25 protein-coding genes and 1 pseudogene are annotated in these 25,667 nt (G+C 52.3%); 14 read left to right on the plus strand and 12 right to left on the minus strand.

From position 1 onward, the window contains the following. Positions 1-101 precede the first annotated feature (101 nt). The 8 genes from rbfA (at position 102) to mtr (ending at position 8,706) form a co-directional block, all read left to right on the plus strand. Complete coding sequence (gene rbfA, locus A9180_RS15455; RefSeq protein ID WP_001040205.1) at positions 102-503, plus strand: 30S ribosome-binding factor RbfA; 402 nt, start codon at positions 102-104, stop codon at positions 501-503. After that, positions 503-1,447 carry a tRNA pseudouridine(55) synthase TruB gene (gene truB, locus A9180_RS15460; RefSeq protein WP_000089698.1) on the plus strand — a complete coding sequence of 315 codons (945 nt, stop codon included), beginning with the start codon at positions 503-505 and terminating at the stop codon, positions 1,445-1,447. Before rbfA ends, truB begins: the two co-directional genes overlap by 1 nt. Positions 1,448-1,596: 149 nt before the next feature. Beyond that, positions 1,597-1,866, plus strand: coding sequence for a 30S ribosomal protein S15 (gene rpsO, locus A9180_RS15465; RefSeq protein WP_000059470.1), 270 nt, complete (start codon positions 1,597-1,599; stop codon positions 1,864-1,866). Positions 1,867-2,110: 244 nt separating this feature from the next. Further along, entirely contained in the window at positions 2,111-4,246 is a 2,136-nt protein-coding gene (gene pnp, locus A9180_RS15470) for a polyribonucleotide nucleotidyltransferase (protein WP_064529854.1), read from the plus strand. A gap of 108 nt (positions 4,247-4,354) precedes the next feature. Continuing rightward, a complete protein-coding gene (nlpI, locus tag A9180_RS15475) occupies positions 4,355-5,239 on the plus strand; it encodes a lipoprotein NlpI (RefSeq protein ID WP_064529538.1) in 885 nt (294 codons plus the stop codon). Between the two features lie 106 nt (positions 5,240-5,345). Next, entirely contained in the window at positions 5,346-5,426 is an 81-nt protein-coding gene (gene yrbN, locus A9180_RS23290) for a protein YrbN (RefSeq protein WP_010723222.1), read from the plus strand. Then, positions 5,419-7,308 carry an ATP-dependent RNA helicase DeaD gene (deaD, locus tag A9180_RS15480; protein WP_064529539.1) on the plus strand — a complete coding sequence of 630 codons (1,890 nt, stop codon included), beginning with the start codon at positions 5,419-5,421 and terminating at the stop codon, positions 7,306-7,308. Before yrbN ends, deaD begins: the two co-directional genes overlap by 8 nt. A gap of 153 nt (positions 7,309-7,461) precedes the next feature. Further along, a complete protein-coding gene (mtr, locus tag A9180_RS15490; RefSeq protein WP_064529541.1) occupies positions 7,462-8,706 on the plus strand; it encodes a tryptophan permease in 1,245 nt (414 codons plus the stop codon). A gap of 117 nt (positions 8,707-8,823) precedes the next feature. Here the strand turns inward: mtr and A9180_RS15495 are convergent, their stop codons facing one another. The 3 genes from A9180_RS15495 to A9180_RS15505 form a co-directional block, all read right to left on the minus strand. Further along, positions 8,824-9,831, minus strand: a complete 1,008-nt coding sequence (locus A9180_RS15495) for a luciferase-like monooxygenase (RefSeq protein ID WP_064529542.1) — start codon at positions 9,829-9,831, stop codon at positions 8,824-8,826. Positions 9,832-10,114: 283 nt separating this feature from the next. Beyond that, positions 10,115-10,993 (minus strand): U32 family peptidase, encoded by an 879-nt coding sequence (locus A9180_RS15500; RefSeq protein ID WP_064529855.1) that lies wholly within the window; start codon positions 10,991-10,993, stop codon positions 10,115-10,117. Between the two features lie 8 nt (positions 10,994-11,001). Then, positions 11,002-11,997 (minus strand): peptidase U32 family protein, encoded by a 996-nt coding sequence (locus tag A9180_RS15505; RefSeq protein WP_064529543.1) that lies wholly within the window; start codon positions 11,995-11,997, stop codon positions 11,002-11,004. A 208-nt stretch (positions 11,998-12,205) separates the two neighbouring features. Between A9180_RS15505 and A9180_RS15510 the strand changes: the two genes are divergently transcribed. Together A9180_RS15510 and A9180_RS15515 are read left to right on the plus strand one after the other, a co-directional pair. Then, positions 12,206-12,730 (plus strand): SCP2 domain-containing protein, encoded by a 525-nt coding sequence (locus A9180_RS15510; RefSeq protein WP_064529544.1) that lies wholly within the window; start codon positions 12,206-12,208, stop codon positions 12,728-12,730. Further along, positions 12,724-13,227 carry a GNAT family N-acetyltransferase gene (locus tag A9180_RS15515; protein ID WP_000908553.1) on the plus strand — a complete coding sequence of 168 codons (504 nt, stop codon included), beginning with the start codon at positions 12,724-12,726 and terminating at the stop codon, positions 13,225-13,227. The genes A9180_RS15510 and A9180_RS15515 overlap by 7 nt, the downstream gene beginning before the upstream one ends. Here A9180_RS15515 and yhbQ read toward each other — a convergent pair. Beyond that, on the minus strand, positions 13,214-13,516 hold the full coding sequence (yhbQ, locus tag A9180_RS15520; protein WP_064529545.1) for a DNA damage response exodeoxyribonuclease YhbQ: 303 nt from the start codon (positions 13,514-13,516) through the stop codon (positions 13,214-13,216). The two genes, A9180_RS15515 and yhbQ, sit on opposite strands and share 14 nt — an antisense overlap. A 50-nt stretch (positions 13,517-13,566) precedes the next feature. Here yhbQ and A9180_RS15525 point away from each other — a divergent pair, with 50 nt between their 5' ends. The 3 genes from A9180_RS15525 (at position 13,567) to A9180_RS15535 (ending at position 15,780) form a co-directional block, all read left to right on the plus strand. Then, complete coding sequence (locus A9180_RS15525) at positions 13,567-13,989, plus strand: YhbP family protein (protein WP_064529546.1); 423 nt, start codon at positions 13,567-13,569, stop codon at positions 13,987-13,989. A 42-nt stretch (positions 13,990-14,031) separates the two neighbouring features. Then, the gene (locus A9180_RS15530) at positions 14,032-14,667 is read left to right on the plus strand and encodes an NAD(P)H-binding protein (protein ID WP_064529547.1); all 636 of its coding nucleotides are present in this window, start codon (positions 14,032-14,034) and stop codon (positions 14,665-14,667) included. A 72-nt stretch (positions 14,668-14,739) separates the two neighbouring features. Further along, positions 14,740-15,780: a permease gene (locus A9180_RS15535; protein ID WP_064529548.1), complete on the plus strand. Its 1,041-nt coding sequence runs from the start codon at positions 14,740-14,742 to the stop codon at positions 15,778-15,780. A gap of 204 nt (positions 15,781-15,984) precedes the next feature. On the opposite strand, the gene dolP is transcribed toward A9180_RS15535, so the two are convergent. The 4 genes from dolP to lpoA are packed head-to-tail and all read right to left on the minus strand — an operon-like array spanning position 15,985 to position 19,569. Next, positions 15,985-16,560 carry a division/outer membrane stress-associated lipid-binding lipoprotein gene (gene dolP / locus A9180_RS15540; RefSeq protein WP_000646033.1) on the minus strand — a complete coding sequence of 192 codons (576 nt, stop codon included), beginning with the start codon at positions 16,558-16,560 and terminating at the stop codon, positions 15,985-15,987. A gap of 9 nt (positions 16,561-16,569) precedes the next feature. Further along, the gene (diaA, locus tag A9180_RS15545) at positions 16,570-17,160 is read right to left on the minus strand and encodes a DnaA initiator-associating protein DiaA (RefSeq protein WP_001158034.1); all 591 of its coding nucleotides are present in this window, start codon (positions 17,158-17,160) and stop codon (positions 16,570-16,572) included. A 19-nt stretch (positions 17,161-17,179) separates the two neighbouring features. Continuing rightward, entirely contained in the window at positions 17,180-17,575 is a 396-nt protein-coding gene (locus A9180_RS15550) for a YraN family protein (protein WP_064529549.1), read from the minus strand. Beyond that, positions 17,533-19,569 (minus strand): penicillin-binding protein activator LpoA, encoded by a 2,037-nt coding sequence (lpoA, locus tag A9180_RS15555; RefSeq protein ID WP_064529550.1) that lies wholly within the window; start codon positions 19,567-19,569, stop codon positions 17,533-17,535. Before lpoA ends, A9180_RS15550 begins: the two co-directional genes overlap by 43 nt. A 64-nt stretch (positions 19,570-19,633) precedes the next feature. On the opposite strand from lpoA, the gene rsmI reads away from it, so the two are divergent. Beyond that, positions 19,634-20,494, plus strand: a complete 861-nt coding sequence (gene rsmI, locus A9180_RS15560; RefSeq protein WP_064529551.1) for a 16S rRNA (cytidine(1402)-2'-O)-methyltransferase — start codon at positions 19,634-19,636, stop codon at positions 20,492-20,494. Between the two features lie 42 nt (positions 20,495-20,536). On the opposite strand, the pseudogene A9180_RS15565 reads toward rsmI, so the two are convergent. The 4 genes and pseudogenes from A9180_RS15565 to A9180_RS15580 form a co-directional block, all read right to left on the minus strand. Further along, positions 20,537-21,629, minus strand: a pseudogene (locus A9180_RS15565) (fimbrial protein). Between the two features lie 10 nt (positions 21,630-21,639). Next, positions 21,640-24,159 carry a fimbria/pilus outer membrane usher protein gene (locus A9180_RS15570; RefSeq protein ID WP_064529552.1) on the minus strand — a complete coding sequence of 840 codons (2,520 nt, stop codon included), beginning with the start codon at positions 24,157-24,159 and terminating at the stop codon, positions 21,640-21,642. 31 nt (positions 24,160-24,190) lie between these two features. Then, positions 24,191-24,883: a molecular chaperone gene (locus tag A9180_RS15575; protein WP_064529856.1), complete on the minus strand. Its 693-nt coding sequence runs from the start codon at positions 24,881-24,883 to the stop codon at positions 24,191-24,193. 81 nt (positions 24,884-24,964) lie between these two features. After that, on the minus strand, positions 24,965-25,549 hold the full coding sequence (locus A9180_RS15580) for a fimbrial protein (RefSeq protein WP_064529553.1): 585 nt from the start codon (positions 25,547-25,549) through the stop codon (positions 24,965-24,967). Positions 25,550-25,667: the final 118 nt, after the last annotated feature.

Below are 25,667 nucleotides of genomic sequence, written 5' to 3' on the forward strand. Positions count from 1 at the left end.
CGACGCTGGCGCGTCTTATCAGGCCTACGTGAACAGCCCTTCCACCTGAAATTAATTTTAAAAAGGGGCTTATGGCCCCTTTTTTGTCAGGAGAATTTATTATGGCGAAAGAATTTGGTCGCCCACAGCGCGTAGCGCAGGAAATGCAAAAAGAGATCGCTCTCATCCTGCAGCGCGAAATTAAAGACCCTCGTCTGGGCATGATGACCACCGTTTCTGGTGTCGAAATGTCTCGCGACCTGGCGTATGCCAAAGTATATGTGACGTTCCTCAACGACAAAGATGAAGACGCGGTTAAAGCGGGCATCAAAGCGTTGCAGGAAGCTTCTGGTTTCATCCGCAGCCTGCTGGGTAAAGCGATGCGCCTGCGTATCGTGCCGGAACTGACCTTCTTCTACGACAACTCACTGGTTGAAGGGATGCGTATGTCAAACCTGGTGACCAGCGTGGTCAAACATGACGAAGAGCGTCGTGTTAACCCGGACGACAGCAAGGAGGACTAATGAGTCGTCCTCGTCGTCGCGGTCGCGACATTAATGGCGTTTTGTTGCTGGATAAACCGCAGGGCATGTCCAGCAACGATGCGCTGCAAAAAGTGAAACGCATTTATAACGCTAACCGTGCCGGACATACCGGTGCACTGGACCCGCTGGCGACCGGCATGTTGCCGATTTGCCTCGGGGAAGCGACGAAGTTTTCCCAGTATCTGCTGGACTCCGACAAACGCTATCGGGTCATTGCGCGGCTTGGGCAGCGTACTGATACTTCTGACGCCGACGGACAAATCGTTGAGGAGCGTCCGGTAACCTTTAGCGCAGAGCAACTGGCGGCGGCACTGGATACCTTCCGTGGCGACATCGAACAGATCCCATCGATGTATTCAGCACTGAAATACCAGGGTAAAAAACTGTACGAATACGCGCGTCAGGGCATTGAAGTTCCGCGTGAAGCGCGTCCGATTACCGTTTATGAATTGCTGTTTATTCGCCATGAAGGCAATGAGCTGGAGCTGGAAATTCACTGCTCAAAAGGCACTTATATCCGTACCATCATTGATGACCTGGGTGAAAAACTCGGCTGTGGCGCGCATGTGATTTATCTGCGCCGTCTGGCGGTAAGTAAATATCCGGTTGAACGGATGGTTACCCTGGAGCACCTGCGTGAACTTGTTGAGCAAGCCGAACAGCAGGATATTCCGGCTGCGGAGTTACTTGATCCCTTACTGATGCCAATGGACAGTCCAGCTTCGGACTATCCGGTGGTGAATCTTCCGCTAACATCTTCTGTTTACTTCAAAAATGGTAACCCGGTTCGTACATCCGGTGCGCCGCTGGAAGGACTGGTTCGTGTTACCGAAGGTGAAAACGGCAAGTTTATCGGTATGGGCGAAATTGACGATGAAGGCCGCGTCGCGCCTCGTCGGCTGGTGGTTGAATACCCGGCGTAATGTTAACCATCTTGCGATAACAGGTCGCTACGAGTAGAATACTGCCGCTTAACGTCGCGTAAATTGTTTAACACTTTGCGTAGCGTACACTGGGATCGCTGAATTAGAGATCGGCGTCCTTTCATTTTTTTATACTTTGGAGTTTTAAAATGTCTCTAAGTACTGAAGCAACAGCTAAAATCGTTTCTGAGTTTGGTCGTGGTGAAAACGACACCGGTTCTACCGAAGTTCAGGTAGCACTGCTGACTGCCCAGATCAACCACCTGCAGGGTCACTTTGCAGAGCACAAAAAAGATCACCACAGCCGTCGTGGTCTGCTGCGCATGGTTTCTCAGCGTCGTAAACTGCTCGACTACCTGAAACGTAAAGACGTAGCACGTTACACCCAGCTCATCGAGCGCCTGGGTCTGCGTCGCTAATTCTTGCGAGTTTCAGAAAAGGGGCCTGAGTGGCCCCTTTTTTCAAACTGACGGCAGCAATTCACTGGAAACTAATGTATTGTTGCTATGAATGATCTTCCGTTGCAGAGGTTCGCGCGGCTAATGAGAGGCTTTACCCACATTTGGCTGGGTTAGGGTTGTCATTAGTCGCGAGGATGCGCAGAAGATCGGGTATTAACACCAGTACCGTAAGGTGCTGTCTAAGAAAGAAAAGGGTATTACATTGCTTAATCCGATCGTTCGTAAATTCCAGTACGGTCAACACACCGTGACTCTGGAAACCGGCATGATGGCGCGTCAAGCCACTGCCGCTGTTATGGTTAGCATGGATGACACCGCGGTATTCGTTACCGTTGTCGGCCAGAAAAAAGCCAAACCAGGTCAGGACTTCTTCCCGCTGACCGTTAACTATCAGGAGCGTACCTACGCTGCTGGTCGTATCCCGGGTAGCTTCTTCCGCCGTGAAGGCCGCCCAAGCGAAGGCGAAACGCTGATCGCGCGTCTGATTGACCGCCCGATTCGCCCGCTGTTCCCGGAAGGTTTTGTCAACGAAGTTCAGGTTATCGCCACCGTGGTTTCTGTTAACCCGCAGGTTAACCCGGATATCGTTGCGATGATTGGTGCTTCTGCGGCGCTGTCTCTGTCTGGTATTCCGTTCAATGGTCCGATTGGTGCTGCCCGCGTAGGTTACATCAATGACCAGTACGTACTGAACCCGACTCAGGACGAACTGAAAGAGAGCAAACTGGATCTGGTTGTTGCCGGTACTGAAGCTGCCGTGCTGATGGTTGAATCTGAAGCAGAACTGTTGAGCGAAGACGTCATGTTGGGCGCAGTGGTGTTCGGCCATGAACAGCAGCAGGTTGTTATTCAGAACATCAATGAACTGGTGAAAGAAGCCGGTAAACCGCGTTGGGACTGGCAGCCGGAGCCGGTAAACGAAGCGCTGAACGCGCGCGTTGCTGCGCTGGCTGAAGCTCGTCTGAGCGATGCATATCGCATCACCGACAAGCAAGAGCGTTATGCGCAGGTTGATGTCATCAAATCTGAAACCATCGCTACGCTGCTTGCTGAAGATGAAACCCTGGACGAAAACGAACTGGGTGAAATTCTGCACGCTATCGAGAAAAACGTTGTTCGTAGCCGCGTACTGGCAGGCGAACCGCGTATCGACGGTCGTGAAAAAGATATGATCCGTGGTCTGGATGTGCGTACTGGCGTGCTGCCGCGTACTCACGGTTCTGCGCTGTTCACCCGTGGTGAAACGCAGGCGCTGGTTACCGCAACGCTGGGCACTGCACGTGACGCGCAGGTTCTTGATGAACTGATGGGCGAACGTACTGACACCTTCTTGTTCCACTACAACTTCCCTCCGTACTCCGTAGGAGAAACCGGCATGGTCGGTTCTCCGAAGCGTCGTGAAATTGGTCACGGTCGTCTGGCGAAGCGCGGCGTGCTGGCAGTAATGCCGGATATGGACAAATTCCCGTACACCGTACGTGTCGTGTCTGAAATCACCGAATCCAACGGTTCTTCGTCTATGGCTTCCGTGTGCGGCGCGTCTCTGGCGCTGATGGACGCAGGTGTGCCGATCAAAGCCGCTGTTGCGGGTATCGCAATGGGTCTGGTGAAAGAAGGCGACAACTACGTTGTACTGTCTGACATTCTGGGCGACGAAGATCACCTGGGCGATATGGACTTCAAAGTTGCGGGTTCTCGCGACGGTATCTCTGCACTGCAGATGGATATCAAAATTGAAGGTATCACCAAAGAGATCATGCAGGTTGCGCTGAATCAGGCTAAAGGTGCACGTCTGCACATCCTGGGCGTAATGGAACAGGCGATCAACGCGCCGCGCGGCGATATCTCTGAGTTCGCACCGCGTATCCATACCATCAAGATCAACCCGGACAAGATCAAAGACGTTATCGGTAAAGGTGGTTCTGTAATCCGTGCTCTGACCGAAGAAACTGGCACCACCATCGAAATCGAAGATGACGGTACTGTGAAGATTGCAGCTACCGATGGCGAGAAAGCGAAACACGCTATTCGTCGTATCGAAGAGATCACTGCAGAAATCGAAGTGGGCCGCGTCTACAATGGTAAAGTGACCCGTATCGTTGACTTTGGCGCATTTGTTGCCATTGGTGGCGGTAAAGAAGGTCTGGTCCATATATCTCAAATCGCCGATAAGCGTGTTGAGAAAGTGACCGATTACCTGCAGATGGGTCAGGAAGTACCGGTGAAAGTTCTGGAAGTTGATCGCCAGGGCCGTATCCGTCTGAGCATTAAAGAAGCGACTGAGCAGTCTCAACCTGCTGCAGCACCGGAAGCTCCGGCTGCTGAACAGGGCGAGTAAGGTTGCCATTTGCCCTCCGCTGCGGCGGGGGGCTTTTAACCGGGCAGGACGCCTTGTTAGCAACCGGGAACAGGACGTTCATTCAACCGTGGTCTTCGGGAGTGGGAAATGAAGCCTTTTTTGCGCTGGTGTTTCGTTGCGACAGCACTTACGCTTGCAGGATGCAGTAATATTTCCTGGCGTAAAAGTGAAGTCCTCGCGGTACCATTGCAACCGACTTTACAGCAGGAAGTGATTCTGGCACGTATGGAACAAATCCTTGCCAGTCGGGCTTTAACCGATGACGAACGCGCACAGCTTTTATATGAGCGCGGAGTGTTGTATGATAGTCTCGGTCTGAGGGCATTAGCGCGTAACGATTTTTCGCAAGCGCTGGCAATCCGACCGGATATGCCTGAAGTATTCAATTACTTAGGCATATATTTAACGCAGGCAGGCAATTTTGATGCTGCCTATGAAGCGTTTGATTCTGTACTTGAGCTTGATCCAACTTACAACTACGCGCACTTGAATCGCGGGATCGCATTATATTACGGCGGTCGTGACAAGTTAGCGCAAGATGATCTGCTGGCGTTTTATCAAGACGATCCTAATGATCCTTTCCGTAGTCTGTGGCTTTATCTCGCCGAGCAGAAGCTCGATGAGAAGCAGGCTAAAGAAGTGTTGAAACAGCACTTCGAAAAATCGGACAAGGAACAGTGGGGATGGAACATTGTCGAGTTCTACCTGGGCAACATTAGCGAACAAACGTTAATGGATAGGCTCAAGGCGGACGCAACGGATAACACCTCGCTCGCTGAGCATCTCAGTGAAACCAACTTCTATTTAGGTAAGTACTACCTAAGTCTGGGGGATTTGGACAGCGCTACGGCACTGTTCAAACTGGCGGTTGCCAACAACGTTCATAACTTTGTTGAGCACCGATACGCATTGTTGGAATTATCGCTCCTGGGCCAGGACCAAGATGACCTGGCAGAATCGGACCAGCAATAGCTGACGTACACATCAGCCCGTAATCTTATTTGATTGCCATCACCTTAACGGGTGAGGGCGTTGTTGTTCGTTAATACACCTACTTTGAGCCGGTTCACACTTTTCAATGAAAATTGCTGATCAATTTCATGATGAGTTATGTAGACTGGCCGCCATTAATTTTGAGGCACACGTACTACATGGCTGAATTCGAAACCACTTTTGCAGATCTGGGCCTGAAGGCTCCTATCCTTGAAGCCCTTAACGATCTGGGTTACGAAAAACCATCTCCAATTCAGGCGGAGTGTATTCCACATCTGCTGAATGGCCGCGACGTTCTGGGTATGGCCCAGACGGGGAGCGGAAAAACTGCAGCATTCTCTTTACCTCTGCTGCAAAATCTTGATCCTGAGCTGAAAGCACCACAGATTCTGGTGCTGGCACCGACCCGCGAACTGGCGGTACAGGTTGCTGAAGCAATGACGGATTTCTCTAAACACATGCGCGGCGTAAACGTAGTTGCCCTGTACGGCGGCCAGCGTTATGACGTGCAATTACGCGCCCTGCGTCAGGGGCCGCAGATTGTTGTCGGTACTCCGGGCCGTCTGCTGGACCACCTGAAACGTGGCACTCTGGATCTCTCTAAACTGAGCGGTCTGGTTCTGGATGAAGCTGACGAAATGCTGCGCATGGGCTTCATCGAAGACGTTGAAACCATTATGGCGCAGATCCCGGAAGGTCATCAGACCGCTCTGTTCTCTGCAACCATGCCAGAAGCGATTCGTCGCATTACCCGCCGCTTTATGAAAGAGCCGCAGGAAGTGCGCATTCAGTCCAGCGTGACTACCCGTCCTGACATCAGCCAGAGCTACTGGACTGTGTGGGGCATGCGTAAAAACGAAGCGCTGGTACGTTTCCTGGAAGCGGAAGATTTTGATGCGGCGATTATCTTCGTTCGTACCAAAAACGCGACTCTGGAAGTGGCTGAAGCCCTTGAGCGTAACGGCTACAACAGCGCCGCGCTGAACGGTGACATGAACCAGGCGCTGCGTGAGCAGACACTGGAACGCCTGAAAGATGGTCGTCTGGACATCCTGATTGCGACCGACGTTGCGGCCCGTGGCCTGGACGTTGAGCGTATCAGCCTGGTAGTAAACTACGATATCCCGATGGATTCTGAGTCTTACGTTCACCGTATCGGTCGTACTGGTCGTGCGGGGCGTGCTGGCCGCGCGCTGCTGTTCGTTGAGAACCGCGAGCGTCGTCTGCTGCGCAACATTGAACGCACCATGAAGCTGACCATTCCGGAAGTAGAACTGCCGAACGCAGAACTGCTGGGCAAACGTCGTCTGGAAAAATTTGCCGCTAAAGTACAGCAGCAGCTGGAAAGCAGCGATCTGGATCAATACCGTGCACTGCTGAGTAAAATTCAGCCGATTGCAGAAGGTGAAGAGCTGGATCTCGAAACTCTGGCAGCCGCACTGCTGAAAATGGCACAGGGCGAACGTACCCTGATCGTGCCGCCAGATGCGCCGATGCGTCCGAAACGTGAATTCCGTGACCGTGATGACCGTGGTCCGCGCGATCGTAACGACCGTGGCCCGCGTGGCGACCGTGAAGATCGTCCGCGTCGTGAACGTCGTGATGTTGGCGATATGCAGCTGTACCGCATTGAAGTGGGTCGTGATGATGGTGTTGAAGTTCGTCATATCGTTGGCGCGATTGCTAACGAAGGCGACATCAGCAGCCGTTACATCGGTAACATCAAGCTGTTTGCTTCTCACTCCACCATCGAACTGCCGAAAGGTATGCCGGGTGAAGTGCTGCAACACTTTACGCGTACCCGCATCCTTAACAAGCCGATGAACATGCAGTTGCTGGGCGATGCACAGCCGCATACTGGCGGTGAGCGTCGTGGCGGTGGTCGTGGTGCCGGTGGTGAGCGCCGTGAAGGCGGTCGTAGCTTCAGCGGTGAACGCCGTGAAGGTGGCCGTGGTGATGGTCGTCGTTTCAGCGGCGAACGTCGTGAAGGCCGCGCACCGCGTCGTGATGATTCTACCGGTCGTCGCCGTTTCGGTGGTGATGCGTAATCATCGCTGATTAGCGAACACAATCTGTAAAATAATATATACAGCCCCGATTTTAACAATCGGGGCTTTTTTTCTGTCTTTTGTACTCATGTACTGGTACAGTGCAGTGCATAACAACGCAGTCGCACTATTTTTCACTGGAGAGAAGCCCTCATGGCAACACTAACCACCACCCAAACGTCACCGTCGCTGCTTGGCGGCGTGGTGATTATCGGCGGCACCATTATTGGCGCAGGGATGTTTTCTCTGCCTGTGGTCATGTCCGGCGCGTGGTTTTTCTGGTCAATGGCGGCGCTGATCTTCACCTGGTTCTGTATGCTGCATTCCGGCTTGATGATTCTGGAAGCTAACCTGAATTATCGAATCGGTTCGAGCTTTGACACCATCACTAAAGACTTGCTCGGTAAAGGCTGGAATGTGGTCAACGGTATTTCCATTGCCTTTGTGCTCTATATCCTGACCTACGCCTATATTTCTGCTAGTGGTTCGATTCTGCATCACACCTTCGCGGAGATGTCGCTGAATGTTCCGGCACGGGCGGCGGGATTTGGTTTTGCACTGTTGGTGGCGTTTGTGGTGTGGTTGAGCACCAAAGCCGTCAGCCGCATGACAGCGATTGTGCTGGGGGCGAAAGTCATTACCTTCTTCCTCACTTTTGGTAGCCTGCTGGGACATGTGCAGCCCGCTACCTTGTTCAACGTCGCGGAAAGCAATGCGTCCTATGCACCGTATCTGCTGATGACTCTGCCGTTCTGCCTGGCGTCGTTTGGCTATCATGGTAACGTGCCGAGCCTGATGAAGTATTACGGCAAAGATCCGAAAACCATCGTGAAATGCCTGGTGTACGGTACGCTGATGGCGCTGGCGCTGTATACCATCTGGTTGCTGGCGACGATGGGTAACATCCCGCGTCCGGAATTTATCGGCATCGCAGAGAAGGGCGGCAATATTGATGTGCTGGTACAGGCGTTAAGCGGTGTACTGAACAGCCGTAGTCTGGATCTGCTGCTGGTGGTGTTCTCAAACTTTGCGGTAGCGAGTTCGTTCCTCGGTGTAACGCTGGGTCTGTTCGACTATCTGGCGGATTTGTTTGGTTTCGACGACTCGGCTCTGGGCCGCTTTAAAACAGCCCTGTTGACCTTTGCCCCGCCTGTCGTTGGTGGCCTGCTGTTCCCGAACGGATTCCTGTACGCCATTGGTTATGCCGGTTTAGCGGCTACCATCTGGGCGGCAATTGTTCCGGCGCTGCTGGCCCGCGCATCACGTAAACGCTTTGGTAGTCCGAAATTCCGCGTCTGGGGCGGCAAGCCGATGATCGTGCTGATTCTGGTGTTTGGCGTTGGCAACGCATTGATCCATATTTTATCGAGCTTTAATTTGCTGCCGGTGTATCAGTAATCAGCGGTGCCTTATCCGACATTTCTGCTGCCTACACAATGCCTGATGCGCTTCGCTTATCAGGCCTACGTAGGACAGCGTTGCCAGCTCGGATAAGGCTTCCCGCGTTAAAACACACTATCCCAACAACTCTTCCTTCACATCCATCGCCAGCTCAAACGAATGCAGTCGCGCCTGGTGATCGAAAATCTGCCCGTTAACCATAATCTCATCGGCGTCGGTTTCGCGCAGGAGCGACTGCAAGCCATGACGGACTTTTGCTTTATCACCCACCAGCGACATACTCAGCGCTTGTTGCACGCCATACTGCTCGGACGGTGACCAGAACTGATCCATATTCTGAATCGGCGGAGGCAGTTGCCCGGTTTCGCCACGGCGCAGCTTCACAAAGGCTTGCTGCATCGAGGTAAACAGAAATTCAGCGTCGCGGTTGCTGTCGGCGGCGATAATATTGATGCACACCATCACGTACGGTTTCTCCAGTCGTGCCGACGGTTTGAAGTTGCTGCGATAAAGTTGTAGTGCCTGGAACAGCATATCCGGCGCGAAGTGTGAGGCAAATGCAAACGGCAGGCCGAGCTGCGCCGCCAGTTGTGCGCTGTAAAGGCTGGAGCCTAACAACCACACCGGGATTTTCTCGCCATAGCCAGGCACCGGGCGCACATGTGGATTGGGATCGCGGGCATCAAACCAGTCCACCAGCTCCGCGACATCGCGTGGGAAATTGTCAATATCGCCGCTCATATGACGACGTAGCGCCATCATGGTACGCTGATCGCTACCTGGCGCGCGACCCAGCCCCAAATCGATTCGCCCCGGATAGAGCGTATTGAGCGTGCCGAACTGTTCGGCGATCACCAACGGTGAGTGGTTTGGTAACATCACGCCGCCGGAACCCAGATGCAGCGTGGTGGTATTCGCCGCCAGATAGCCAATCAATACTGATGTTGCAGCACTGGCAATGCCGGTCATATTGTGGTGTTCCGCCAGCCAGTAGCGATGATAGCCGCGTTTTTCAGCCAGACGGGCAAGATCGAGAGAGTGGGAGAATGCTTCTCGCGCCGATGAACCTTCGGGGATGGGGGCCAGATCGAGTAGCGAAAACGGAATGGTTTTATCAGTCATAACAGCTCACTTTGTTACCGATTAATCTTTAATACTGCATTAAAGAGTAGTTAAAGTTGTTAACAAAGTGAGCTATGCTCTAAATAATTCGAGTTGCAGGAAGGCGACAAGAGACTGAATCCCCAGGAGCTTACATAAGTAAGTGACTGGGGTGAACGACAAATCCGCATGGAGCGGATTTGAACGCTGCTTGCAGCGGCCCCGTAAGGGGTGAGGCCCATGGATGGGCCGAATAACCCGCAGACGCAGCACATGCAACTCGAATTATGACGAGCATATTTACTTACGCTTGCAGCTCCAGCCCAGCCAGTCGCCGCCAGTAGCCGTTACAATCGCTGTTTGCCGTCAATGGCAGTGGCGAAGCGCCATTTTCATTGGCGCGGAAGGCGTCGAGCATAGCGAAAGTTTCAGTACCCTGTGGTGACAGGCGGACCACATCAACCAGTCCCTGCATTGACGTCAGCTCGTTACCGAGGTTGTACACGTAGCCGCTCATGGTCTGAATACCGTTGAGAACAAACACTTGCTGGTTCTCCTGCGACAGCACGTTGCGCCCGTTCGGATACTTAATGCAGCAGGTTTCACACTCATCTTTCGGGCGGTCTTCCGAACGCGCGGTGAAGCAGCGGGCGGAGTAGGCCAGCGGCAGATGACCGTAGCTCAGGACTTCCACTTCAAACTGGTTGCGAATGCCCAGTTCATCGCACTGATTAAGTAGATTCACCAGCCAGTCGCGGGAAAGTTCCACCGGCATACACCAGCGCATCATGCCCTGTTTGAGCAATATTTTTAGCGTCACTGCGTTGTAGCAGTTCAGCGCATGTCCGGCGACGAACGGCAGTTTGCGTTCAGCGCACATATTCACCACGCCGAGATCGCTGGCTTCAATCAGAAACTCACCGTTCTCAACATAGCGTTTCAGTTCGCCCAGTTCAGAGGACGCCTGCACCAGCGCCAGCGTGGAGAGCACAATCTGCTTGCCACTCCCTGCGAGCGATTTTGCCATCTCCAGCCAGTCGCCAACTTTGGTTGCCCGGCGCTTGCTGCATACCGCTTCACCAAGATAAATCACGTCGGCGCTGCTGGCGGCGGCCTGCTGATAAAATTCTTCCAGCGTTTCTTTTGGCCAGTACCACAGTACCGGCCCTAAGGAATATTTCATTGCTTTTCTCACTGCCATTTACGGTGATACGCGCCAAGCGTGGTTTGCGTGCCTTCGGACATCGATCCGAGCGTCTCCATCCACGCGCTTTGCGGTACGAAGTTTTGCGGATCGGCCTTACAACGGTCGATAGCCTGACGCCAGACTTTCGCCACCTGGCTGACATACGCCGGGCTACGCTGGCGGCCTTCAATTTTCACCGAAGCAATATTCGCCGCCATTAGCTCAGGCAGCAGTTCCAGGGTATTGAGACTGGTTGGTTCTTCCAGCGCGTGATAGCGAGCGCCGTCCACCAGATAACGCCCTTTACACAGCGTTGGATAACCTGCGTTTTCGCCATCCTGATAACGGTCGATCAGCACTTCATTAAGACGGGATTCCAGCCCCTGCTGCGTTTGCTGCCAGCGCACGAAGCGAGCCGGAGAACATGCACCTACGGTGTTGGGTGATTCGCCCGTCAGATACGACGACAGATAGCAACGGCCTTCCGACATAATGCACAGGCTGCCGAAAGCGAACACTTCCAGCGGTACAGGGGTAACCCGGGCCAGTTGTTTCACCTGATGAATCGACAACACGCGTGGCAGCACCACGCGGGCAACGTCAAAATGGCGATGATAAAAGTTGATCGCCTCTTCATTGGTCGCCGAAGCCTGCACCGATACGTGACGCTCAATATGTGGATAACGCTCGGCGGCGTACTCCAGCATGGCGAGGTCGGCGAGGATCAGTGCGTCGGCACCCAGCTGCGCCGCCATATCCACGGCGCGCTGCCAACGGGCGTAACCGTCCGGATGCGCAAAAGTATTAATCGCGATGTGAAGTTTGCGGCGATGTTGATGGACAAAACTCACCGCTTCCTGCAATTTTTTTTCGGTAAAGTTAAGGCCGGCGAAGTGACGGGCATTAGTATCATCTTTTAGCCCGATATAAACAGCATCTGCGCCGTTTTCGATGGCCGCCTTAAGCGCCGGGAGATTTCCGGCAGGGCAGAGCAGCTCCATAATTTTTCCTGAAGGTTGCGCTATCAAAGCGCAAAAATGTTAACGAACTGGGATTTTAGTTAACCTTGCTGCGACAATTTTTGATTTAAGGCAGTTAAAGTTGTATTGGTGGTAGCAGCAATTTCATATGGAATTGTTGATTTATACCGCTATGTTATTTTTCCAATATGGCAAAATAGGATGATTGTTGAAGCAGGGAGTAAAACTCGTGTTGGATAAACTGCGTTCCCGCATTGTGCATTTGGGGCCATCTCTGTTGAGTGTACCGGTAAAACTGACGCCATTTGCGCTTAAACGCCAGGTTCTTGAGCAGGTCTTAAGCTGGCAATTCCGTCAGGCGCTGGACGATGGTGAGCTGGAGTTCCTTGAAGGCCGCTGGTTAAGTATTCATGTGCGTGATATTGACCTGCAATGGTTTACCTCAGTGGTGAATGGCAAACTGGTCGTTAGCCAGAACGCGCAAGCTGATGTGAGTTTTAGTGCCGACGCCAGCGATCTGCTGATGATTGCGGCGCGTAAACAGGATCCAGACACGCTCTTCTTCCAGCGTCGGCTGATGATTGAAGGCGATACGGAGCTGGGGCTGTATGTGAAAAACCTGATGGACGCCATTGAACTGGAGCAGATGCCGAAAGCCTTACGCATGATGCTGCTGCAACTGGCGGATTTTGTTGAGGCAGGAATGAAAAACACGCCTGAAACCAAACAGACATCGGTAGGTGAACCATGCTAATTCGAGTAGAAATTCCCATTGATGCGCCGGGTATTGATGCCCTGCTGCGTCGTTCATTCGAAAGCGATGCGGAAGCGAAGCTGGTTCACGATCTGCGTGAAGATGGCTTTCTGACACTGGGGCTGGTGGCGACAGATGACGAAGGTCAGGTCATTGGCTATGTGGCATTTAGTCCGGTTGATGTGCAGGGCGAAGACCTGCAATGGGTCGGCATGGCACCGCTGGCGGTAGATGAAAAATACCGTGGGCAGGGGCTGGCACGCCAGTTGGTCTATGAAGGGCTCGATTCGCTTAATGAGTTTGGCTATGCCGCAGTGGTGACGCTGGGCGATCCGGCGCTGTACAGCCGTTTCGGCTTTGAGCTGGCTGCGCATCATGATTTGCGTTGCCGCTGGCCGGGCACTGAAAGCGCCTTCCAGGTACATCGTTTAGCGGATGATGCGCTGAACGGCGTAACCGGACTGGTTGAGTATCACGACCACTTTAATCGCTTTTAATCTCCGGGGTTTGCAGGCTCTTTAACAACTCTGCAAACCCTGCGCCGTCCGCTACCAGACACTCTTTCTGTCGTTTGGTCAGTTGCTTAACGCGATATTCTACCCGTAGTGCCAGCGAACGGTCGCCCACTGGCGCGGAAAACGCCAGCGTCAGTTCACCTTTCCCACGCAGTGCCTTCGCCCCTTTGCCGCTCTGATGTTGCTGATAGCGGCGTTCGACATCCGTGGTGATCCCGGTATAAAGCTTATTGTCAGCGGTGCGGATCAAATAGAGGAACCAGGGTGTCATCGTCTGTGTCACATGTTATGGTCAGGCCAACAGTATAAAAGAGAACAGAAATGGAAACACTCACCGCCATCAGCCGTTGGTTGGCAAAACAACATGTTGTCACCTGGTGTGTGCAGCAGGAAGGGGAACTCTGGTGCGCCAATGCCTTTTATCTTTTTGATGCGCAGAAAGTCGCCTTCTACATTTTGACGGAAGAAAAAACGCGCCATGCGCAGATGAGCGGGCCGCAGGCGGCAGTTGCCGGAACGGTAAACGGTCAGCCGAAAACGGTGGCATTAATCCGTGGCGTGCAGTTTAAAGGCGAGATCCGCAGGCTGGAAGGTGAGGAAAGCGACCTCGCACGCAAGGCATATAACCGTCGTTTTCCGGTTGCCAGAATGCTGTCGGCGCCGGTATGGGAAATTCGACTCGATGAAATAAAATTCACCGACAACACGCTGGGCTTTGGTAAAAAACTGGTCTGGCAACGGTAACCTATAGTTAAACATGAGTACATATACAGGGCCGGAGGCAATATGAGTCAGGTTTTAATTACAGGCGCAACGGGGCTAGTGGGCGGTCACCTGCTGCGGATGTTGATTAACGAACCGAAAGTTAACGCCATTGCCGCGCCGACGCGACGCCCGTTGGGCGATATGCCAGGGGTGTTTAATCCCCATGATCCGCAACTGACCGACGCGCTGGCGCAGGTCACTGATCCCATCGACATTGTTTTTTGTTGTCTCGGCACTACACGACGGGAGGCGGGGAGCAAAGAGGCGTTTATTCATGCCGATTACACGCTGGTCGTGGACACCGCATTAACCGGGCGGCGACTGGGCGCACAGCATATGCTGGTGGTCAGTGCCATGGGGGCAAATGCCCACTCGCCGTTTTTCTATAACCGCGTCAAAGGGGAGATGGAAGAAGCCTTAATTGCTCAGAACTGGCCGAAATTGACCATTGCGCGTCCGTCGATGTTGCTGGGCGATCGTAGCAAACAGCGGATGAACGAAACGCTTTTTGCGCCGTTGTTCCGTTTGCTACCCGGTAACTGGAAATCCATTGATGCACGGGATGTGGCGCGGGTAATGCTGGCAGAAGCGATGCGGCCTGAACATGAAGGGGTGACTATTTTAACCTCTTCAGAACTACGCAAAAGAGCTGAATAATTATTCCCAAGAATTGATAGTGAGCGTAATATTCACGCGCTCAATTATCATGACTTATTCCTGGGGAATGCTATGGCTGGTCAGTCTTCATCTCAGGCGGCAACGCCCATTCAGTGGTGGAAACCCGCGCTTTTCTTTCTCGTTGTCATTGCCGGACTTTGGTATGTGAAATGGCAACCTTACTATGGCAAGGCGTTTACCGCCGCCGAAACTCACAGCATCGGTAAATCTATCCTCTCACAGGCGCATGCTAATCCGTGGCAGGCGGCATGGGATTACGCGGTGATCTATTTCCTCGCGGTATGGAAAGCGGCGGTGCTGGGGGTGATCCTCGGCTCGTTGATTCAGGTGCTAATCCCTCGTAACTGGCTGCTGCGTACGTTGGGGCAATCGCGTTTTTGCGGTACATTGTTGGGAACGCTGTTTTCGCTGCCGGGTATGATGTGTACCTGCTGTGCGGCTCCGGTCGCGGCGGGGATGCGGCGCCAGCAGGTGTCGATGGGTGGCGCGCTGGCATTCTGGATGGGGAATCCGTTGTTAAACCCGGCGACGCTGGTGTTTATGGGGTTTGTCCTTGGCTGGGGCTTTGCCGCGATTCGTCTGGTTGCTGGGCTGGCGATGGTGTTGCTGATTGCGACACTGGTACAAAAATGGGTACGTGAGATACCACAAACGCAGGCGCCGCTCGAAATTGACATGCCGGAAGTGCAGGGCGGATTTTTTACTCGCTGGGGCAGGGCGCTATGGACGCTTTTCTGGAGTACGATCCCGGTTTATATCCTTGCAGTACTGGTGTTGGGTGCTGCTCGCGTCTGGTTATTCCCCCATGCCGATGGTGCTGTCGATAACAGCCTGATGTGGGTAGTGGCGATGGCGGTTGCGGGATGCTTGTTTGTCATTCCCACGGCAGCAGAAATTCCTATTGTACAAACGATGATGCTGGCAGGCATGGGAACCGCTCCGGCGCTGGCATTGTTGATGACGCTTCCGGCAGTAAGTTTGCCGTCGCTGATTATGCTGCGCAAAGCGTTTCCGGCGAAAGCCTTATGGCTGACAGGGGCGATGGTAGTGGTGTCTGGTGTGATTGTCGGTGGGCTGGCGCTGTTGGTCTGATTCGAGGGAAAACATGTCGGATGCGGCGCGAGCGCCTTATCCGACCTACGGTTTGCATCGTTGTAGGCCTGATAAGACACAGCAAGCGTCGCATCAGGCAACGGCAGTCGGATGCGGCGTAAACACCTTATCCGACCTACGGTTTGCATCGTTGTGGGCCTGATAAGACGCGACAAGCGTCGCATCAGGCATTACAAGTGACAGCTATTTAATAAACGTAAACGCCGTGGTCACACGCTTCACGCCGCTCACCCGGCTGGCAATATCTGCCGCTGCTTTCGCTTCACGTTCAGTCACCAGCCCCATCAGGAATACTTCACCGTTTTCGGTGGTCACTTTCACGTTGGACGATTTCACCAGGTCGCTGGTTAAAAGCTGCGAACGTACTTTGGTGGTGATCCACGTATCATTAGATGCTTCGCCCAGACCAATCGGCTGGCCCTGACGAATCTCGTTATACACTTCGTTGGCACCGTCTACGCCCATAGCAATCTGTTTGGCGCGAGCCGAAAGTTCAGCGTTTGGTGACTGCCCAACCAGCAGCACTTTGCCCTGATAGGCCGTTACATTAATGCGCGCTTCTTTCTTAATCTGTTCGTCTTTCGACAATGCGCTGTTCACGCGCACTTCCAGGGTACCATCGTCCACCTGGGTGCCGACACTGCGAGGGTCGGTCGCGGCTTTGGTGCCGACAGCAGCGGTGCCGACTACAGCCGCAGCAACGCAACCTTGCAACAGCAGCGCGGAAATAAGGACTGCGATTGGCGATAATGCCTTCATGTATTCTCCTTAATCATCCTGGTGAGGGAAAAGCGTGTTATCGATCAGATCGCACAAGCAATTTACCGTCAGCATATGCATTTCCTGAATGCGAGCACTGCGATGCGAGGGGATGCGAATTTCTACATCCTGTGGCCCTAACAAACCAGCAAGTTCACCGCCATCATAGCCGGTCAATGCCACAATGGTCATATCACGCGTAACGGCGGCTTCAACAGCTTTAACGATATCGCGGCTGTTACCGCGAGTAGAAATGGCTAACAACACGTCTCCCGCATGCCCCAGCGCCCGTACCTGTTTTGCATACACTTCATCATGCAAGCGATCGTTGGCAATCGCCGTTAAGACAACATTATCAGTATTTAGTGCAATGGCAGGTAAGCTGGGCCGCTCCGTTTCGAAACGGTTGATCATGCTGGCAGCAAAATGCTGTGCGTTGGCAGCGGAGGTTCCATTACCACAACAGAGGATTTTGTTGCCATTGAGCAGAGACTGAACCAGCGTCATGGCTGCACGGGAGATGGCATCCGGAAGCGCCTCTGCCGCCGCAATTTGAGTTTGAATGCTTTCAGTGAAGCAAGCTTTAATTCTTTCTTGCACGCTAATCCTTAAACCTTAATTATGAGTGGTCATTAAAGGCATCCTTAATCCACTCAACCTCATTCCCGGTGAAGGCTACCACATCGAACCGGCAATCCACAGTATCAAAACTCCCATTATGACGCGCAAGCCACAAGCGGGCAGTCTGTAATAATTTGTGTTGTTTGCTGCGGGTCACACTGGCTGCTGCGCCGCCGTAAAGGGCAGAGCGGCGGTAGCGCACTTCGACAAAAACGGTGGTCTGGCCTTCACGCATTATCAGATCGATCTCGCCGCCACGCTCGTTCACGTTAGCGGCGACAAACCGTAGTCCTTTGCCTTCCAGCCAGCGACGCGCTTGTGCTTCCCACGCATCGCCGGTCTGTTTGGTGGTTAACTGGCGGGGACTACCTGACCTTGTTGGTACTGTAGCCATGATAACTTCCTGTTAATCACGCAATCCGGGTTAGCCGTCAGACTTCCGGTATTACCGTTGATTTCAAAACCCTGAACCTGGCGCATTTGTGAGAAATGATTTGCCAGCGACCATGCATCAACACCCATTGCATACATGCGAGCCAGCGAATAATCGTTATTCACTGCGCTTAGTGCCTGCTGCATTAACGGTAGATTAGCGCCTGCCAGCATCGGGATCTCGCTGTACTGTAATCCTTCCATCTCAAGTCGGAAATCAGGGCCAGCGGAGCCTTGTGCACTGCGGGAACTGGCGTACAGCGTTGCGCCGCTATGGCTGCCGTTACGCATGGCGATCATCGGTTTGACGAAAGCGATTTCACCCGGCGTTGCCACAATATAGACCGCATCGACACGACCACCATTATTAGTGAACTGGTCATCGGTTGGCGCGGTTTGCAGCGTCGGATTGTTTGTGGTCATGCCAGAATCGGTTGTCGCTCTGGGGGTAATTGGGCTACCCGTTAAGGCGATGCCGGAACCGCCGTTCACGCCCGCACGTAATTCGCTGGTGGAGCCAAATTTTTGTTGCAGAACGGTGCCGCCACCCAGTTTCTGCCACTCTTGTGCGAAGGCGTTTGCTATGCGATCGCCAAGCGAACTGCGTGGGATCAGCACCAGCGGCGCCTGTTTCCCCTGGTCACGAATATGACGAGCCGCATCGCGTGCTTCATCTTCCGGCGATAGTGCGAAGTAACAGATATTAGCGCGGTTTTCGATATTTTCCGGCTGATTCAGCGCCAGTACGTTCAGTGGAGTGTTGCTCTTCAGCAACTCCTCAACGTTATTTTTCAGCAGCGGACCGACCACAATGCTCGCGCCATCCTGCTGAACCTGATTGAGGATCTGGCTAAGTGGTTGTGATGAGGTATCGTAGATTTTCAGCTCTGCGGATGGATTCGCTGGCGCGCTTACCGCTGCAGTGCTTGCCGCTGGGGCGCTTACAGGTACCGGCTGTGCTGCGGTTTCTTCACCTGTCAGATCGCTAACCGAGGCTTGTGCCGGGCTGGCAACGCCATCCACAGTTTGTGGCTGGGGTTGCTCTGTTACGTCAGCGGCAGGCGCGGTAGCTACCTGAGCCGCTACTGGCTGAGTGCCAATGTTTTTCGCTGCTTCAAAGCCTTGCTGAATAGTGCGACCAAACACTGCGGCCTGACCATTCAACGGCAGTAGCAGGGCGATTTTATTGGTTGACGCTGGTTTGAACGCTTTTACGTTTACCAACTGCGTTGGCAGCATTTTCGCGCCCGGATTGTTCGGGTAACGTTTCTGCCAGTCGGCGATCCCTGCTTTCATCATGTTGGGATCGTTACGGTTATCAAACCAGACGCGCTGCAGATCCAGCCAGCCTTGCAGGATATTTTCGTCGGCGTTGATTACCAGCGTATTCGCCTGCTGTTGGGTCATGGACGATAGCGCCTGCCAGGTAGCGTCAATATTCTGTTGCTTTTCCTTCGCACCGAGCAGAGGTTCCTGGGCGACTAACGCACGCAGTAATTCAATGGAAGGACGTCCCTGGCTGGCATCGATTCTCGCCTGCCAGTAGCGCGCTTGCTGGTTTTGTTCTAAATCGGTCGGCGTGATTTTTGCCAACAAGGTCTGTGCGCCAGTAAAATCTTTTTGCGCCAGCTTGATTTCTACCGCCAGCAGCGTTTTCTCGCGACGCTGGGTATCGTTTAGTTCTTGCGGCAGCTGATTAAACAACTCCACCGCTTGCCCGGTTTTGCCTTCTTTCACTAGTGCACGAATGGCGAGTAATTGCCAGTTGATCCTGGTATCATCAGAGCTTTGCTGCATCTGTTGTAGATAAAAGGCAGAATCGGCCTGCGCCGTTCCCTGCATGTAGGCAGTGGACTGATCGGGGGCATGGGTGCCACAACCGGCGAAAATCAGGGCTGCCAGAACAACAGGCAGACAACGCGCGGCTTTCAAACGAGAAAATGTTGAGGGTACCATAATGTATCCAGTGATATTTTTTTTACGCAATGCTCAATATTAAATCGGCAATACGGACGACACAATGAAACAACACCAATCGGCGGATAATTCTCAAGGCCAGCTCTATATTGTACCTACGCCAATCGGTAATCTGGCGGATATCACCCAGCGTGCGCTTGAGATATTGCAGGCCGTTGATCTGATTGCTGCCGAGGATACCCGTCATACCGGTTTACTGTTGCAACATTTTGGGATTAACGCCCGGTTGTTCGCTTTGCACGACCATAATGAACAACAAAAAGCCGAAACGCTGGTGGCAAAGCTAAAAGAGGGGCAAAACATTGCATTGGTGTCCGATGCCGGAACGCCACTAATTAACGACCCTGGCTACCATCTGGTGCGCACCTGTCGTGAAGCGGGTATCCGCGTTGTCCCGCTGCCGGGGCCGTGTGCCGCTATCGCCGCACTGAGCGCCGCCGGTCTGCCTTCGGACCGTTTCTGCTATGAAGGCTTCCTGCCTGCCAAATCAAAAGGCCGTCGCGACGCGCTAAAAGCCATCGAAGCCGAGCCGCGCACGCTGATTTTTTATGAATCAACACACCGTTTGTTAGATAGCCTGGAAGATATCGTCGCGGTATTGGGCGAATCTCGCTACGTGGTGCTGGCGCGCGAGCTGACCAAAACCTGGGAATCTATTCACGGCGCGCCGGTGGGTGAACTGCTGGCGTGGGTGAAGGAAGATGAAAACCGTCGCAAAGGCGAAATGGTGCTGATTGTCGAAGGACATAAAGCGCAGGAAGATGATCTCCCCGCTGAAGCATTGCGCACACTGGCGTTGCTGCAAAAAGAACTGCCGTTGAAGAAAGCGGCAGCCCTGGCGGCAGAAATCCACGGCGTGAAGAAAAATGCGCTGTATAAGTATGCGCTGGAGCAGCAGGAGTAAGTGTACTAACGCGTTGCGCTAATGAAGCCGCAACGCGTTGCTTTATCGCACAATTACGGTAATGGTTGCCGTGCCCTGAAATTTTCCCGTTTCAAGTTCCCCCCCCCACCAGATTCACCGGCCAGGCGCGCATATTGACGCTGCCACGCCCGGAGGCATCAACAGGAAGAATTCCGTTCTGGAAGGGAATATTCGTCGCCCCACTGCCGATGTGTTCAATACGAATACCGACATCAGGCACATTGTCTGAACTTCTGCGTCTGGCGACCAGGTTGTACTGGTCTACTACGCCAGATGTGCCGTCAATTCGCATCTGCAATGTATTTTTAATGGTCGATGTATCGCCACAGTCATAGGAGATATCAAAGTTTACCGGAGTAAAACCGTCTGGCATGGTATTGCGGGTCGTAAATTTCTGACCATTAATGAATCCCAAATTAACCTTTATGACGTCTCCCTGGTTAATTTTGCACGACTGCGGCGCGGTGAGGTTACCCTGAATAGACAACGTGACTAAATCATGAAAGTTGCCTGAAGTGGGCGATCCCATACCATCGAGCCATGCGCCTTTAATCACGGCGATATCGGTTTTCGGAATGGTTATTGAGCCGAGAAAGGGTTTGGTTACGTACAGGGTAAAGGTTGTATTTGCCCCGATATTAATCGGCCCATTGCGAGACGTGTCACCCTGGCAAACACCCGTGCCCGTTGAGGCTGAATATAATGCTGGATCTTTTATCTGCGTAGACCAATTGTTAACTGAGACTATTTGGTCGCTTGCCAGTCCGGGAATATCATTTGCCTTTAATGTGGTTTTAATATCCAGACTGTCATTGAGTTTGTAATAACCTGTCTGATGACCATTGGTGGCGAGTACTGGACTGACCATATAGACGAGTTTAACGGCCTTTCCCGCCGGGCAGGAACAGGCGTATTGCCAGCTAGTGCTACTAAGCGACGAAGAGTCGAACTCTTGTCCAGTCACGTTATCCGCCTGATTCACGGTAACGTCATCAACCATACTGGAATAATTCACCGTACCGCTGGTACTGTCAGCACCACAAGGCCCGGAAGCGGCATAAGCGCCGGTGGCGGGGAGTAACATAAGCCCGGCAATCACAGTCCATCTTTTCATTTTTTTATCCTTAATTGCACTGTGCTGTGCCTTGTAAAACGGAGGATGTTGGTTTGTCTAAATCTGGCGTACTAAACGCAAACTGGCACTGCTGACTAGCCTGATTTCCCCAGCGTACGGTCCAGTTTTGTGATTTGCTTGACACTCCTGACAGATACAATACGCCGCCCTCATCCACGATGCTTTGTTGCCCCGTCTCATCGTTGCTGGCCAGTGCGCCAAAAGGTAACGGCTTGCCGCTTCGATCGTTGACGGTCACCAGTACCCGATAACCTATATTAGCGCTGAAATGTGCCGCTACCATTGCCCCCCTGTTGGGCACCACAACCTGGGTTGTTTGCTCAAGATCGACGTTATCGGGCAATTGTGTGGTATCGACCGAGAGGCGGTTTTCCTGATACGTGGTGAGATAGGGAACGACGGCATAACCGAAGGGATCGGTAGCAATTCCCGGATAGTTTTGCATCCGCACACCAGAAGCACCGTTAGCATCAATAAGAGCGAAAGCGTTGCCCAGATATTGCGAAAGTGTCACGCCATGAGAATGGACAACCAGGCCGCCGGTGACGCCATAGTTGTATTGGCTACTCTCATTCCCGTAATCGTATCCGGCACTGAAGGTTCCATAAGGGGAGCGGTAACTGGCGTTCAGGCTACTGTTATGGTTGTTATCGTCATCGAGACTTTGTTGCACGCTATAGCTCAGGCGACCATCATCCAGCAGTGAGCCATCAAGGCGCATTTCATGCTGTGTTGGACGATCTTTCTGGCTGGTCATCTGATATGAAACCCGGCTGCGCGATAACCACTGTTCCAGTGGAATACTCAGATTCAGGGAGAGCGCGCGGTCATTGTCTTCATCTGTGTAGCGGCTGTATTGATAATTCAGGCTGTAGCCAATTCCCCATTGCTGGCCGGAGACCCCGACAGAAACATTTCTGTTTTTCTCGTTATTGCCCCAGTAGTCTTGTTGTGAACCCGTAGCGTACAGGCTCATCCCGTCAAATATCGTCTGGCTGATACTGAACTGAATTTCACTTTTTTGACGACCGCTGTAATCCCAATTGCGGGAATTGGCTTCATCAAAACTAAAGTAGCCATCGCTGGTATAGCGATAGTAGCTGACGGCAATATTGGTGCTGGTTTCCGGGATATCTTTGATGTACTGCGTACGCCATTGATAACCACGAAAAGTATGCTGGTTATCAAATTGTGTATCAGCCCTGTTGATATCCATCGACAACGCGCCCAGAACGCCGAGGGTGCTGCCAATACCGACCCCCAGCGCATAATAATCTTCAGAACCGAGCAGGCCGCCATACAGTGTGAGGGTGTTATTGAGGCCGTAGATTGCCGTGGCTTCTGTAAATTCTGGTTCTTTACTGTCGCTGTTTGCATCATCGCGAAAGCGCCCGGCAGTGACGCTATATTTTAATCGCCCAGGCCGCTGCATCATGGGCAACGAAGAGTAAGGCTGGATAAAACGCCGCTGCGTACCGTCGCTTTCCTCAATGGTGACTTCTAAATCGCCGCTGTTAGAAGACGGGTAGAGATCGTTGATTTCAAAGGCACCCGCAGGAACGTTGCTTTGATAAATAACATAACCGTTTTGCCTGATGGTAACGATTGCACTGCTGTTCGCGATACCGCGTACCGTTGGAGCAAACCCACGCTGACTGTTTGGCAGCATATTATCGTCGGAAGCGAGTTGTACGCCGGTAAAGGTGTAGCTGGAAAATATACTGCCGCTGGTGGCGCTTTCTCCCAGAATTAATTGGGACTTCAGTGCCTTGATATCACGTTGTAAGTAGCTACTGATGGTATTCCAGTTTGATGTCTGTTCGTTGCGCGTCCAGGTCGAGTAGTTGCGTAGCCGCCAGGGGCCAAAATTGGCCCCGTTTTGCATGTTCAGATATTGTCGTTGGTTTCGATTACCCTGGCGATAACGATTTTCGGAGCCGGTAAAGGAGTAGCTGCTAAACAACGTGGGCATTCCATCGTCCCAACGGGAAGGGGGCACGTAACCCCTGGCATCGCGGTAAATCGCTATTTGGGGAATGCTTAAATTGAGGCGCTGATGATTGAAATCAAAATCAGCGACTGTACCGGGTATAATCTGTTTGAGCGAAGTGATTACGCTCTCATCCTCTTTTTCGGCCAGCTCTGGAATTTCATCCACCTTAACGCCGAGCTCGCGCAGTTGCCCCACCGTAAATTGGGGTTCCAGCCGTTGCTCTGCATTGGCGACAAACGTCATTTTTTTCTGTGAAACTTTCTTTTTATTCAGCCAGATATCAACCAGGTAAGTGCCAGGCAGTTGAGCGTATTTTTTTGAAAAGCGTGACAGGTCTGTTGTCTGCATGCCGCTTTTTGTTGTTTCCAGCATACTGGGTTCGAAATAATACTCTTCGGCGTTAGCCGTAGCGCAAAGCACACCGCTGCCAGCGAGTACCACAGATAAAATGCGTTGAATAATGAGAGCCAATCGTTTCGGCGTTGGTCTACGATCCTGATATTGTTGTTTTGGCATTCCCTGCTAACCCGTACTTTTATATTTATTATTAAAGAGGACGGGTTTCCGTCCCGGAATTGCCGCCATAATCATTAATGGCGGCCCATTTTACGTTATTCCCAGCATCTGAAGGGAGAGGCAACTGTTTATGCTCGCCAGGGGCAATATATTCAATCTTGTCAGTGAGATCGGTTTTACCGACCGCTAGCCCGGCAAACACGACGTAATATTCAGTGGGGTTATATATATTGAGTGAATGACCACTGCGTTTAAATTCCAGCGATTTCCACGCATTGTTGACCAACCCCTTAAGGTGTGCGGGGCGATAAAATAGTTTGATCCGTGTTTTAAATACCAGCGTCAGTTCGTTAGCATTAGCGGTATCTGATTTCTTCTTTGCCGGGATGGCGCGGACATTAATATAGAACAGCGACTCTTTATTATCAGGCAGGTTGTCAACTGTTTTAATAATCCGAAGTGATGAGTCATCGCCAGCTTCAAGACGAAACAGCGGTGGAGTAACGATAAAGGGAGCGCGGCTTGTACCTTCGATATTATCTACCCATGATTGCAGTAAGTAAGGTATTTCCGCGCCTTTATTCGCGACAGGTAACGCGGCCTCTTTGCGGCTGGCGTCATAAATGACTCGTGTTCGCTGTAAAACAATACCACCAGCCAGCGCCTGACCAATCCAGAGGCTACACAGTAAGGTAGATATCACCGCGAAGATTCGTTTCGACATAGTCATTTTTCAACCTGAGACGACAAGAGAGGAAGGAAAAAGGCGTTATCTGAAAGGAGGTACAGACAACGCCGCGGCGTATTAACGGTAATCCAGTGTTACGTTGACGACAGCGTCTGCTTCCCCCGGTGTGATATCCGCATGATCAACTGTGGAGACGTAGTAGGCGAGCAGGTCAACATTGACGACACCATTGGAGTCCGCAGGAATCTGATAAACCGTGTTACTACTCCCCATGGCATTCAGAGGCATAATGGCTCCGCTTTGCGCATCGTCAATTCGGATACCCACACCTGTTGCCGCAGTTCCCGCAAAGGAGCCAACTTTTGCCAGGTTCGGGTAACCCGCGACGGTGCCATTGTCTCGTGTTTCAAGCCACAAACGGAAAGAAGCTTCCGTTTTTCCGTTTTCATGTTCCCAACCCGTGGTCGGGCAATTCATCAGGGGAATGGTGAAAGGAATTTTGGGGCTATTATCGCCAATAGAACGGAACTGTTCAGCACTGTAGTGGCCGAGAGCAACTTCGATTGTTTTGTCGGAATCATTGATTTCACAAACGGATTTTAAAATCTCGCCGTCAAAAACGATCTCGCCGTCCGTTGCCATGGCGTTTCCTGCGCAAAGCGCAAGCAGGCCCGCAACAGCCGATTTTGCTAATTTGTTCATTTATTACCGTATCCTTGTAATAAGTACTTAATGATATTTAATGTGAATATATGTTCAGCATCTGAAAGATTATACAGCCAGAAGCATTTTGTTAAACATTATTTATGAACATATTTAA

The sequence above is a fragment of the Escherichia sp. B1147 genome, from assembly GCF_001660175.1.
Lineage (GTDB): Bacteria > Pseudomonadota > Gammaproteobacteria > Enterobacterales > Enterobacteriaceae > Escherichia > Escherichia whittamii.